At 43.8% G+C, this 13,488-nt stretch carries 13 protein-coding genes; 8 read left to right on the forward strand and 5 right to left on the reverse strand.

Annotated features, from left to right (window positions below):
* Positions 1–113: 113 nt before the first annotated feature.
* The 4 genes from L0J61_RS03970 (at position 114) to pnp (ending at position 4,055) form a co-directional block, all read left to right on the forward strand.
* Entirely contained in the window at positions 114–275 is a 162-nt protein-coding gene (locus tag L0J61_RS03970; protein WP_301465023.1) for a hypothetical protein, read from the forward strand.
* A 226-nt stretch (positions 276–501) separates the two neighbouring features.
* The gene (locus tag L0J61_RS03975) at positions 502–672 is read left to right on the forward strand and encodes a hypothetical protein (protein ID WP_301465024.1); all 171 of its coding nucleotides are present in this window, start codon (positions 502–504) and stop codon (positions 670–672) included.
* A 337-nt stretch (positions 673–1,009) separates the two neighbouring features.
* Entirely contained in the window at positions 1,010–1,276 is a 267-nt protein-coding gene (gene rpsO, locus L0J61_RS03980) for a 30S ribosomal protein S15 (RefSeq protein ID WP_301465025.1), read from the forward strand.
* Between the two features lie 676 nt (positions 1,277–1,952).
* On the forward strand, positions 1,953–4,055 hold the full coding sequence (gene pnp, locus L0J61_RS03985; RefSeq protein WP_301465026.1) for a polyribonucleotide nucleotidyltransferase: 2,103 nt from the start codon (positions 1,953–1,955) through the stop codon (positions 4,053–4,055).
* Positions 4,056–4,461: 406 nt separating this feature from the next.
* On the opposite strand, the gene L0J61_RS03990 is transcribed toward pnp, so the two are convergent.
* From L0J61_RS03990 to L0J61_RS04005, 4 genes are all read right to left on the reverse strand, one after another.
* A complete protein-coding gene (locus L0J61_RS03990) occupies positions 4,462–5,376 on the reverse strand; it encodes a haloalkane dehalogenase (RefSeq protein ID WP_301465027.1) in 915 nt (304 codons plus the stop codon).
* A gap of 248 nt (positions 5,377–5,624) precedes the next feature.
* Positions 5,625–5,762 (reverse strand): hypothetical protein, encoded by a 138-nt coding sequence (locus tag L0J61_RS03995; RefSeq protein ID WP_301465028.1) that lies wholly within the window; start codon positions 5,760–5,762, stop codon positions 5,625–5,627.
* 224 nt (positions 5,763–5,986) lie between these two features.
* Positions 5,987–6,244, reverse strand: coding sequence for a YheV family putative metal-binding protein (locus L0J61_RS04000; protein ID WP_301465029.1), 258 nt, complete (start codon positions 6,242–6,244; stop codon positions 5,987–5,989).
* Complete coding sequence (locus tag L0J61_RS04005) at positions 6,245–8,434, reverse strand: M3 family metallopeptidase (protein ID WP_301465030.1); 2,190 nt, start codon at positions 8,432–8,434, stop codon at positions 6,245–6,247. It lies immediately after the preceding gene.
* Between the two features lie 630 nt (positions 8,435–9,064).
* On the opposite strand from L0J61_RS04005, the gene L0J61_RS04010 reads away from it, so the two are divergent.
* The 4 genes from L0J61_RS04010 (at position 9,065) to L0J61_RS04025 (ending at position 12,952) form a co-directional block, all read left to right on the forward strand.
* Positions 9,065–10,177, forward strand: a complete 1,113-nt coding sequence (locus tag L0J61_RS04010) for a hypothetical protein (protein ID WP_301465031.1) — start codon at positions 9,065–9,067, stop codon at positions 10,175–10,177.
* A gap of 181 nt (positions 10,178–10,358) precedes the next feature.
* Positions 10,359–11,105 carry a M949_RS01915 family surface polysaccharide biosynthesis protein gene (locus L0J61_RS04015; RefSeq protein ID WP_301465032.1) on the forward strand — a complete coding sequence of 249 codons (747 nt, stop codon included), beginning with the start codon at positions 10,359–10,361 and terminating at the stop codon, positions 11,103–11,105.
* Positions 11,106–11,109: 4 nt separating this feature from the next.
* Positions 11,110–11,868 (forward strand): endonuclease/exonuclease/phosphatase family protein, encoded by a 759-nt coding sequence (locus tag L0J61_RS04020; RefSeq protein ID WP_301465033.1) that lies wholly within the window; start codon positions 11,110–11,112, stop codon positions 11,866–11,868.
* Between the two features lie 76 nt (positions 11,869–11,944).
* A complete protein-coding gene (locus tag L0J61_RS04025) occupies positions 11,945–12,952 on the forward strand; it encodes an NADP-dependent oxidoreductase (protein WP_301465034.1) in 1,008 nt (335 codons plus the stop codon).
* 5 nt (positions 12,953–12,957) lie between these two features.
* Here L0J61_RS04025 and L0J61_RS04030 read toward each other — a convergent pair.
* Positions 12,958–13,488, reverse strand: a 531-nt coding sequence (locus L0J61_RS04030; RefSeq protein WP_301465035.1) for an alpha-ketoglutarate-dependent dioxygenase AlkB, incomplete at its 5' end; no start/stop codon positions are given.

Genomic DNA, 13,488 nt, shown 5'->3' on the forward strand with positions numbered 1-13,488 from the left:
CATTCATCCCACTACCTTAGAGGTAGGGGATTTCTGCGGTAAAATGTTAAATTAATGCTCGAAGTTTAGATCTACTTAACACAGACAGTTGCCACTACAACAAGGAGAATACCATGGCTAACCCTAACCCAAACGATACTGACATCGAACAACAGCGTTCTGATTCAGCCAATGCGGCGCTCAAAAGCCAAACTGAAGATAATCATACCGAGGATTCAGAGGCAGCTGTAGATCGTATTGCCGATAACCTAAAAGACGCAAAGAACGATAAATAATACTTACACCATCATTACTGACCGTGCTATCAATTACGATTGATAGCACGGTTGTATGGATAACTTATTTATGCAAAGATTCGCATTTAAACGTGTCAGTGCAAACAATAATAATAAAAAATAGCGTTGCAAGTTTGGCTAACTAATTTTGGCTAATAACTAAATAGCTCAATTAGAAAATAATAACTGATAATAATTGATAACTGACGACAACTAAGGATTCATTATGAGTAATTCTAAAAACAACATGGATAAGCAAGAGCAAGAAATAAAAAATCTTGCAGATGACATTAATCCCAGAGAGGATGCCACACCTGATAGTTTGGGAGAGGCGACAACCGTACCTTTGGATGATGAGCTTGGTGACAACGCCACTGAAGACGACCTCAAAAAATAAGTTCCTGAATCAGATTACTGTGGCTTCAAATTCGTTCTGAGAGATACCCGTTTAAGGGCAAAACTAATACGTAAAACTGCTGCTTATTCGGCATTTTTTTGTTATAATCACCGCCACATTTGAAATTGGCTTATACAAAGCGGTACTTTCTGCTCTTTAGCTATTTTTTGAATGGTCCTTACTATCGACTGAGCTTGTCGTACACTAGGTCAACTCTAGTAATGCAGGGTTGTCCTGAATGGCGTACAAGTAAATTTATTTATTATTCTAGTGCTTTTGAAAAAGATAGCTTAAATTTAAGTACATCTAAAAGCATTTAGCATTGCCGGAGATATCTATGCTAACCAATACTGATCGCGAACAAATCATTGCTCAATACCAACGTGGCGAAAACGACACTGGTTCACCAGAAGTGCAAGTCGCTTTGTTGAGTGCCCGCATCAATGACTTACAAAACCATTTCAAAGAGCATAAAGCTGACCATCATAGCCGCCGCGGTCTAATCCGTATGGTTAACACTCGTCGTAAGCTGCTTGATTACCTAAAAGGTAAAGATCTTGGTCGTTATAGTGATCTTATCAGCCAGCTAGGTCTACGTCGTTAATACGGCGGCGATAGTGCAAGTAGTTACTCAGAACGGCCATGCTGTGATGTGGTATCGTTCTAATATAATACGCTTGTTAGTATCGACAAAATAGATTTTCTAAAAACGGCGTGGAATAGTTTCACGCCGTTTTTTATGCTTAACGGGCTTGCTCTGATAAGCGATCTATCTAAAGATAGGGGCGAGTTCGGTGATAGACCTTGCCTTAATAGCATGATTACTCATCAACGCTTACTGCCAGTTGGCAAAGGGTTTTGAATTAATTGGTCAATCGCTATAAATCACTGTAAAATATTGCATTGTAAGTTTGAAAACTTAGTTGCTCTTATGGTAACTGCCAGTAGAGTAGGTGCTTTTATAAATCGTCGATGATAAGGTAGTGAGAAGTATCAAAATCCCGCTCATAGATAACGATCGACATGCAGGATCTGTGTGCAAATTTATCATAATAAAATTTGATAGCCAGACAGTATTTGAACAGCCAAACATACGTAAAAGTAAGATGTCTAGAGTAGACATAAAAAGAAATAACTAGGTCATGAGATAAGTCTCCATTGATGCGATATTCAAGAAAATTGCATGTCAGGTGGTGATTATATACAAGAATTTTAATGACAAATATCAGCTGTACGCAATGCTGATATTACTTTTTGTCAGTCAACATTAGGAAGAATATATGACAATGTTTAATACCATTAAACGTGAATTTCAATATGGCGACCAACAGGTTGTTATCGAAACTGGTCGTGTAGCACGCCAGGCAAACTCTATTTTGGTTCACATGGGTGGCGTTACTGTACTAGTAGCTGCTGTCGTAAAGTCAGAAGCCAAAGAAGGTCAAAACTTTTTTCCGCTAACGGTAAATTATCAAGAAAAAATGTATGCAGCAGGTAAGATTCCTGGTGCTTATGGCAAACGTGAAGGCCGTGCAAGTGAATTTGAAACATTAACGTCACGCTTGATTGACCGCCCGATTCGCCCGCTATTCCCTGAAGGCTACGTTAACGAGATCCAGATTACAGCGACTGTTGTATCGTCAGATAAAACTCAGTCTGCAGACATCGCAGCACTAATTGGTGCTTCAGCAGCATTGGCTATCTCCGATGCGCCATTCAATGGTCCTGTCGCTGCCGCTCGCGTTGGTTTCATGAACGGTGAATACGTTCTAAACCCAACGTCTGAGCAGCTTGAAACCAGTGATTTGGATTTGGTTGTAGCTGGTACTAAATCTGCGGTATTGATGGTTGAGTCTGAAGCAGCAGAGCTGTCAGAAGACCAAATGTTAGGCGCAGTACTGTACGGTCATGAGCAGCAACAGATCGTTATTGATAACATCGTTTCAATGGCAGAAGAAGTTGGTACTGCTAAGCAGCAGTTTGCGGCTGCTGAGCGTGATAAAGCGCTTGAGAGCAGCATGAAAGAGCAGTTTGGCGACCAAGTTGCCGCCGCTTATACCATCACTGATAAGCAAGATCGTTACACCAAGCTTGATGAAATCAAGCAATCAATTATCGATACACTTGCTGGCGATGCTGAGTCAGAGACTTATGCTGATACCGTATCTGAGTTAAAAGAAATTTATAATGATCTAAAATATCGTACTGTCCGTGACAATATTTTGTCGGGTAAGCCACGTATCGACGGTCGTGATCTTGAGACAGTCCGTGCCCTTGATGTGCAGGTCGGTATGTTGCCATACACGCATGGTTCAGCATTGTTCACACGTGGTGAGACGCAAGCACTGGTCACTACTACGCTTGGCAACAGCCGTGACGTCAACATGATTGACTCACTAGGTGGCACGATTCGTGACCATTTCATGTTGCACTACAACTTCCCGCACTTCTCAGTCGGTGAGACGGGTCGTGAAGGTATTCCAAAACGTCGTGAGATCGGTCATGGTCGTCTAGCTCGCCGCGGTGTGCAGGCGATGCTACCAGACAGTGAGCGCTTCCCGTATGTTATCCGTGTGGTATCAGAGATTACTGAGTCAAACGGTTCATCTTCTATGGCCTCTGTTTGTGGTGCAAGCTTGGCATTGATGGATGCTGGTGTACCGTTAAAAGCGCCAGTTGCTGGTATCGCGATGGGTCTGGTGAAAGAAGGCGAGCGTTTCGCTGTATTATCGGACATCTTGGGTGATGAAGATCATCTTGGCGATATGGATTTCAAAGTTGCGGGTTCTAAAAACGGTATCACCGCCCTTCAGATGGATATTAAAATCGAAGGCATTACGCCTGACATCATGGAGCAAGCGCTTAAACAAGCACATGCTGGTCGTATCCATATCTTAGATGCGATGAATCAAGTACTGCCTGAGAGCCGTACTGAAATCAATGCACATGCACCGAACTATGCAGTTATCGAAATCAATCCAGATAAGATTCGTGACGTTATCGGTAAAGGTGGCGCGATGATTCGTCAGCTAACTGAAGAGACTGGTGCAGTGATCGATATCGATGATGGTGGCACGATTCGTATCTTCGGTGAAAACAAAGCAGCGACCAAAGCGGCTATCGCGAAGATCGAAGCATTGACTGCTGAAGTAGAAGTCGGTAAAACATATGAAGGAACAGTTGCTCGTATCGTTGATTTCGGTGCATTCGTCAACGTCTTGCCAAACACTGATGGTCTAGTGCATATTTCACAGATCGCTGAAGAGCGCGTTGAGAATGTATCAGACTATCTAAAAGAAGGTCAGACGATTAAAGTATTGGTTCAGGACGTCGACAACCGTGGTCGTATTAAACTGACCATGAAAGGTGTCGAGCAAAACTAATTATGAATGATTAGCTTGTTCTAGGACACGCCCTAACCTAATAAAAAAATAAAAAGCCGCCCTGAGACACTTGTTATAAGTGCTCAAGGCGGCTTTTTTGTGGATGCTAATGATAAGTAAAAATCAGTCGCAAGTATAAATATAGTCGGTGAAAAGTCATACTGCTATAGTCAGTCCACTATAAAAGCGTTACTGCGTTAACCTCGCTTAAAGTATTAAATATACATCTACGCTTGGTTGCCTTGTACGACTTTTAGATTGTATCGACTGTACAATACGCACTGGACGTACTGCTAGTGCAAATTTTTCTTGCTTGCTATGCTTACACAGACATAAGCTATAAAAAAATTGACACCAGCATTTCTGTAGCAATTTTAAAGTATTTCAACTATAGGTTTCTTTCTATTTAACTTGTCGGGTTGTCAGCAATAAACTTAATCAGTAGCGCGGCCAGATTTTCGCCTTGATCTTCTTGTAAGAAATGACCACCATCGGCAATAATTGTGTGTGCTTGATTTTGTGTGCCTGGAATGAGCTTTTGCATGATTCGATCGCCACCAGCAGTGACAGGGTCCGAGTCGCTAAACAGTGTAATAAAAGGTTTGTCCCATTTGCTTAGCGTACGCCAAGCTGCACGGTTGTCTTCTGTGGCAGGGTCATCGGTTGTGATCGGGACCAGTATGGGGAACTGTCTTGCACCTTCTTTGTACGACTCATCAGGGAATGGCGCATTGTATGCATCGATGACTGCTTGTGAGAGTTCTGTTGTGGTTCCGCTATTGATAATACTGCCAACTCGGAACTTTGGAGTATCTTGCGAGAACTGTTGCCAATTACGGAAGCTTTCTCCTGGATCGTAGTCACCAGTGGGGAGCATGGTGTTGCCAGCTGCCACTCGCGCAAATCTGTCTGGGTTTTCTGCCACCAGGCGTAGACCAATTAAGCCACCCCAATCCTGACAAAATAATGTGATATTCGTCAACTCTAGCTGATCAAGTACCGATTGCATCCAGTCGACATGACGCTGATAGGTATGATCAGTACGGACAGTTGGTTTATCTGATCGCCCAAAACCAGGAAGATCTGGTGCAATGACACGATGACCTGCGTCTATCAGTATCGGTATCATCTTACGGTACAGATAGCACCATGAAGGCTCACCATGTAGCAGCAGTACAGGTTCAGCATCTCTTGGACCTTCATCGAGATAATGTACACGCAGTTCGCCGCCTTCACTATCGTCAACCATTAGGTAGTGTGGTTCAAAGTCGTAATCCGGTAGGTTTGCAAAACATGAGTCGGGGGTTCTAAGAGCTTTCATAGGGTATCCTTATCCTGATGATAAATAATCGTACATTTCAGACAGTAAACATCAATTCAGCATAGCATTGAAGTTAGATTTGGTGTCATGTTTTTCGAATCTTACAGGTTGAGCGATGCACCAAGTAAGGTTGTATTTGGCGCTAAAGTTCTATGCTTATCAGTAATGGATATCGATATACAGTTTGGGAAGAGCTTGTAGATGTTGAGTCAGTAACGGCAAAGTATCGGTATTCCAACCTAAAGGCACTAGGAGGTGTTATCAATTGAGGTTTTAGCTCGTGTGAGAACGGGATCGAGCAGGACAACTGCTGTGTTGATGGGCAAGATAAATAACTGAGCGTTGCCACTTAGGATAGGGGCGTGGGTTGATTGTAGAAATGCCATGACCGGCCCTTTTGCAAGATTTGTAATGCAGTATGGAACAATTTTGGTATCAGACTTTTTTAAGCCCTTTTTTTATAAATAGCCGGAACAGGAGTATTTTTTGGCGCTTTATTGATAAAAGTAGACGTATAAGGTAAAGATAATTACTCTTTTTTATCTTCAAGTCGTCTAAAAAACACTCTCTGTTAGTTCCATGGTGGAATAATCACACACGCCCTAGACAGCTAAGGCTTAAATTTTACGGTGCCGCTAGTTCCGGTTGTCATAGCGTCACGTGCCATTTGATCCTCTAAATGGTTTTTTGCACTGATCGCATCAGGGTCTGGGCGGCGCTCTATATGATCGCACTGGGTACACTCGATGTACTCATCAGGCGCTGGCGTGACGATATTCACTTGTACCACTGCGTCTAATGCCTGACATTTCGGGCACCGTACCCCTGCTAAAAAGCGACGTTTGGGTCGTGACGACTGATAACGCATTTAGATTACCTCGCGAGTAGTTTGCGTTGTTTTGGTATCATCATTTTCAGCAAGGCTAAAGCCGCTATGACGTAGCAGGGCATCAATGCTAGCACTGCGGCCACGGAAGTTCTCAAAGTTGGTTTTGGCAGGGAAGCTGCCACCAACTGATAAGACGGTCTCACGGAAAGCTTTACCCGTTGCTGGGTTGAAAATGCCGTCTTCTTCAAACTTACTAAAGGCGTCTGCTGAGAGTAACTCTGCCCATTTATACGAGTAATAGCCCGCTGCATAACCCCCTGCAAAGATATGACTAAAGCCATTGGCAAAGCGGTTGTAGTCAGGCGTCTGCATGATAGCGATATCGTTACGGACGGTATTCAATGTCGCTAAGATGCCGTCGTAGTCAAGCGCTGGCGTGTGTGCATGAATTAACAAATCAAACAGAGAAAACTCGATTTGACGTAAGGTTTGTGCACCGCTTTGAAAGTTTTTAGCCGCGAGGAGGGCGGCAAGCTTGTCTTTTGGTAATGGCTCACCCGTGTCGACATGACTGCTAATAAGCGCAATCCCTTCGGCATCCCACGCCCAGTTTTCCATAAACTGACTGGGCAGCTCGACCGCATCCCATTCGACACCATTGACGCCTGCGACATCACCGACAGTCACTTGGGTCAATAAATGATGCAGACCGTGACCAAACTCATGGAATAAGGTTAATACTTCATCGTGCGTCAATAGACTTGGCTTGCCATCGAGGGCAGGCGTGAAGTTGCCAACCATAAAGCAAACTGGCAGCTGCTGATGGTCTTGTTCATCATAAGTATAACGTGACTGAAAGCCATTCATCCATGCACCGCCGCGCTTTCCGCTACGGGTAAATAAATCAAAATAGAAGCCACCAAGCAAATCATCGTTAGCGTCAAACAACTCATAAAAACGTACGTCATCGTGCCAGCGTGAGACTGAGTCCGTGCCGCTCTTTTTTGTTACCTTGATACCGTATAAACGCTCTACGACGGTAAACAATCCGCTAAGGACTTTTGGTAGTGGAAAATAAGGGCGGATTTCTTCTTGCGATAAGCTAAACTCTTTTTGTTTTACTTTTTCTGCGATGTAAGCTTTATCCCATGGTTGTAGTTCGTCGATGCCATGGTTTTGCGCATATTTTTGCAGTTGCACTAAATCATTTTTTGCCGTTGGCGTTGCTTTTGTCGCCAAGTCACGCAAAAAGGTTTCAACCTGTGCCACGCTATCTGCCATTTTGGTCGATAGTGACACTTCTGCGTAGTTATTGAAACCTAATAGTGCAGCTTTTTGCTCACGAAGCTGCAGGATTTGGCTCATGGTATCAGCGTTGTTTAGTGATTCACCTTTAGCATTGGTATGCTCGTCAAACTCAGAGGCTCGGGTGACATAAGCGCGGTACAGCGTCTCGCGCAGACTGCGATCATCCGCATGAGTCATGACGGCAAGATAAACCGGGATATTTAAGCTTGCTACATAATAAGGGCTAGGTAACGCGTCGATATCAGCTTGGGTGAGGGTGCCATTAGCAAGTTCACGAGCTTTGTATTGCTCGCCTGCATCCGCCAGCAAAGCCAAGCCACTTTCGGTTAAACCGGCCATTTGTTCTTTTTTGAGAGGCAAGGCATATGCTTGGGTTGCATCTAAAATATGGTCAGAAAATGTCGCTGACAGGGTTGATAGTTCGCTTTGAATAGCCGCAAATTTTTCTTGTTTGTCTGTTGGTAACGATACTCCTAACAGCTCAAACTTTTTCAGTGCAAGCTCGATAGCACGTGCTCGTGCTGGTTCAAGTGCAGCAAAAAATGCCGTGTCCTCTGCGATGGCTTGATAGCGACTAAAGAGTGGCTGATGTTGCCCCACTCGTGTGCTGTATGCAGATAACTTAGGCAGCAACTCATGATGGATATGACGAATTTCATCATTACTCATTACACTATTAAGGTGTGATAAAACACCCCAGCTGCGCTCCAAATCCAAATTGATATGGTCAAAGGTCAACACATCTGCCAATGCTTGTTTGGCGTTGATTTTGGCATCGTTGCTTGGACCGTCAGTGTTGGCGGTCATTTCGTCCAAAAATGCATTGGCAGTATCGATAGCACTGATGACTTGATTTTGTAGTGCGCTTGGCGAGATATTATCAAAATCGACAAGGCGTAATTGTGAAGAAGTATCTGTCATAAAGGTATCCGATATCTGGTATTAGTGAATGAATTATTATTGGTTGAGTATAGCGTTATATTGGTTGTGTAAGTTACTTATCAGCGGTTGCGCACAGCCGTGTTTCGAGTATACGAGCACGCTGTGCCCAACTGTACGTACATAAGTTTTGCTACTTGTAAGAACGGTGAATGGCAGTTGTTATACAAAATATGGGTTCATTTGACGAAAATACAACCTCAGCATTGCCGAGTGTAGCTTCCAACAAGCACCTTCCAACAAGGTAGTTAATTATCTTTACAAAGTACTATCATTTACTTGCAAATTAACCCTACAGACAGTGAGGATTAGTTGTTAGGGTGAAGATAGTCAGGTACAAAAACCTGTCAAACATATTGACAAAAAATTAGCCGAGGCACAGTTAATCAAAACGTAATTGATCAAAACATGATCAATCGAGACGTGCAGCGGGTCTGAGCGACTTGCAGTCATTGAAGCACTATGTACGCTTCTACGAGAAGTATGCGTCCACAAGAACTAATATAACAACTGACTGTATCTGTTGCTATAAATGATGAACCCTGCATCCGGTAAGCAATAAACAAGAACGATAACATTAAAAGTAAATGATAATAAAACAAGGAGCGATATATGAAAGCGACTCTTAAAAGCTTACGCGAAACCAAAGCCAATCCAGCAGTCAGCATCTTTGTCAGCACTCACCGCGAGCACCCTGACAACGAACAGGATCCCATTGCCCTAAAGAACCAACTGAAAGTAGCCGAAGAACGTCTAACTAACGAATATGATAAGCGTACTGCTACTACCATCTTGGGTAACATTCAGGCCAAGACTGACGAGCTGAACCACAATTATAACCTCGATACCTTAGCGATATTTGCCAGTACTGATGACGTAAAAGCTATTCGCATGCCCATCGATACCAAAGCACGTGTCGTGATTTCTGACCGCTTCGCGACTCGCGATCTCGTACGAGATATGGCAAGCGCTGTTCAATATTATACGGTCGTGTTGACGCGCGATAGCGCTCGTCTGATCGAAGCATCCAACGATCGTGTCATTAGAGAGTTCGATAAAGATGACGATGCACAAAGCAATATGGAAAATATCGCATTTCCTGTCGAAAACAACGGACTATATACCACAGGCAGTGGTGGTTCAGACCGTTCATCAAACAACGAGAGCAGCTATCTGCAAGAGTTTTTTAACCAAGTCGATAAAAGCGTCCAAGAGCTATGGGGTGAAAATAAGATGCCCCTCGTGATTGTTGGTGATGCCAAAAACATCGGCTATTACAAAGAAGTCTGTGATCGTCCAGACAACATCATCGCCACGGTGTCAAACGTGACGAATCTAGAAGACGGCAGCGCCCAGCATATCGTTGACAGTGTACAAGAGGCTGTCGAAGGCTATCGTACTTCGTTACATCAGGAAGCCCTGGGTGAGATTGACAAAGCTCGTGGCGCGAGCATGCTACAGACCGACTTACAAGAAGTCTACCGTAGTGCATTCCAAGGTGTAGGTGAGACGCTCTATGTGCGCCGTGGCTATATGCAGCCCGCTAAGATTGATGAAAAAGCGCAGACTCTAAGCCTAGCAGATGACGCGGCTGCAGACGGCGTGACAGACGACGCAATTGGTGAAATCATTGAGCATGTCATGCATAATGGTGGTCAAGCCGTATTTATGCCGCAAGATATAATGGGCGAAGATCAACCGATAGCCTTGGTCACTCGTTACTAGTTTCTTGACACTAGCTTCTTGACGCTATCTAGCAGTGGCTACCATCAACGAATTAGCCATTGATAGCATATAGGTATAATATGAGAGTATTGGTTCGATGAGAATCAATGCTCTTTTTGCATTGGTCACATCTTTAATTTTTGCCGAACGCTTTTATTTCAGCGCAGTAGGTTTTTAAATAATGAAAAAAAACGTGTGCAAGACTGTCTCAGTGTTTGGCATTACTGTGATGATGATGAGCGCTAGTCCCAGTATGGCGAACCCAAATGCCAATAATATGTCCGTGGATCATTTGTCATGGAGTCAATTGCCAACTGGCATTCAAGATTACTACCAAGCAAATGCCAAAACCAACACACTTGATCTAAGTCTTAAAGACATCGTAGCTATTCGCTCTTGGAGTAGTACAGAAGGGGATCAGTACTTGGTTCAGTTACAGCACTCCAGTGAAGCCAATAGCCCCGACCAACCCTCAGATGAGCTGATCACGCATTTATATAATATCGAGGGTACACAAGTGCGACGAGTATGGCAGATATACGACCATATCCCCTGTGATGGATTGGATGTCATCGCAAGCTATGCTGCAGACACCGCTGTGATAAGTGATATCGATAATGATGGGGTTGTCGAAGTGAGTGTGCCTTATTATCTCGGCTGTCGCGGTGATGTCAGTTACGACGAAATGAAAATCATCACGTATGAAGGTAAACAAAAATTTGCTATCCGTGGTAACTCGGCAATATGTGATTCCAAAACAGGGCTACCTGTTGATAAGACTGGCTACTACGGTGGCGATTATAAAATTGATGAGCAGTTATTGCAGCGAGCAGCGTTATCAGCGTCTCAAAAAACAGTATTTAGGGAGCACTTGAAATCAGTGTGGCGAGACAATCAATGTTCAATTTATTTTAATTATGATGACTAACTCTATGACTACCACAACGTCTTTTGTGCTAACCAGTTACAACATCCACAAAGGCATGTCGCCGATGAATCGCCAAGTCAAGCTACAAGGTATCGCTAGAGCGCTCGATATCATAGGTTCAGATGTGCTGTGCTTACAAGAAGTACAAGGTCGCAACCTTAAGCGAAACATGCAATATAATGAGTACCCTGACCAATCTCAACATGAGTGGTTTGGTGAGTATTTAAAACTGAAAAACAGCTATGGTAAGAATTCAGAATACGAACATGGTCATCATGGCAATGCAGTATTGAGCCGTTTTCCTCTAGATCCAAAGCACAACGTCAACATCACCGTTAACAAGCTTGAGCAGCGTGGTGTCTTGCATTGTGAAGTTCAGCCGGTAGGGTGGGAAAAGCCTGTTGTGATTTTGTGCGCACATTTGAATCTGTTTGAGCGTGATCGCATCAAGCAATACGAAGCGATTGCTCACTATGTCCGTGATGAAATCGATGAGGATCAGCCGCTGATTTTGGCGGGAGATTTTAACGATTGGAAAAAAATGTCTTGTGATAAACTGGCTGCCAGTTTAGGAATGACAGAAGCCTTTAAGCACTGTCACGGCAAGTTGTCACCGACGTTTCCAGCAAAGCTTCCCGTACTGAGCTTAGACCGTATTTATGTGCGTAATTTGAAAGTGAAGGGAGCTTGGATACACAGTGGCAAACCATGGTCGACCTTATCGGATCATTTGCCGATTAGCGCAGAACTGGCGCCCTTGTAAAACAACCTCAATCGATAGAGCGAAAACAGCCAATAAATCGAAAATAACCAATAAATAGTTATAAGGATATATAACGATGCTTAATGCTACGAACGAATTAGACATACCACCGACTCAAAACGCAGTGCTCATACGCGAGTTTGGTGAGCCTGAGGTAATGAGTTACCAAGAAGGTGTTGATATCCCTCAATTACAGGCAGACCAAGTATTGATCAAGGTTGCCTATGCAGGTATTAACCCAGTTGATTATAAGACCCGTCAAGGTAAAGGCTGGGCTGCAGAGGCGATTCAAAAAAATACTTTTGATGCAGGCAATGCTGCGACTTTAGGGTTTGATGTCGCGGGCACCGTGGTGGATAGCACGAGTGATAAGTTTGCGGTGGGCGATAGAGTGGCGGCATTGAGTTTTGATGGTGGTTGCTATGCGGACTATGTCGCGGTGGATGCCAGTTTGCTTGCTAAAGTACCTGACAGCGTCTCGTTGGAGCAAGCGGGTGCACTGCCTTGCATCGGACAAACTGCGCTACAATTGATCGACTTTGCTGACATCAAAAAAGACGACCACGTTGTCATCAATGCACCAGCGGGCGGTGTTGGTCATTTGGCCATTCAGCTGCTAATGAATAAAGTTGCCGAGGATAATATTAAGGTAACAGTTATCTGCTCGCCTGAGAAATATGAAAAACTAGATGACTTAATCGCTAAAGATAAGCTGGCAGGTTGGATTGATTACACCAAAGATGAGGCATTTCCTGAGCTACAAGCTGACGTGCTGCTAGATTTGGTCGGTGGTGAGGCAGGTGTACGCGCACTCGAGGTAATGAAACCAAAAGGTAATGTGTACGTACTGCCAACGATTTGGGTAGACAAGCTCAAAGAAGCGGGTAGCCAAAAGTCCTTAAACGTATTGGGTTATAAGGCACAGTTAAACGGTGAAGATATGGGACGAGTGTTACAGCTGGTGGCAGATGGCAAGCTAGTGTTGCATATTCAAAAAAGCTATCCATTATCAGACGTAGCAGCCGCACATCATGAGCTACAAAAAGGCGATACTTTTGGTAAGATCGTTTTAAAAGCAGGCTAAGCTGACTAAACCGAAAGCATCTGCCGAAATGTTAGGCTGATGCGTCCCGTGAAAACCGTTTTAGTCTTAGTGATGGTGTGTTTCCAAAAGCGTTGCGTATCGCCATGCATAACGATCAGCTGTCCAGACCCAAGATAGAGTTCGACTTTGTCTTGGGTTTTTTGATGTTTCAAGACAAATTTGCGGGTGGCACCTAGTGACAACGAGGCGACAATCGGTTGATCTCCCAGTTCTTCTTCATCGTCTGCATGGTAGCCCATACTATCAGCGCCAGACGGATAGTAATTGAGCAAACAAGCATTAAAATGAGCATTGATGCCTATGTTGGCTAATTCTTGCTCGACAGCTTGTTTCACGTGAAACACGGCATCCGACCATGGAATGCTTTGATGGTTATGACCAGAGTATTGGTAGCTAATGTGGTCATCCGCCATCCAAACAATTTGGCGAGTGGTAATGTGAGTTTTGCCAAATAATTTTAGGTGGTGTTCTAAAAAGTATGCTGGCATCAGACATAGCCATAATTGACATAGAAG

The sequence above is a fragment of the Psychrobacter sp. genome, assembly GCF_030457785.1.
GTDB lineage: Bacteria > Pseudomonadota > Gammaproteobacteria > Pseudomonadales > Moraxellaceae > Psychrobacter.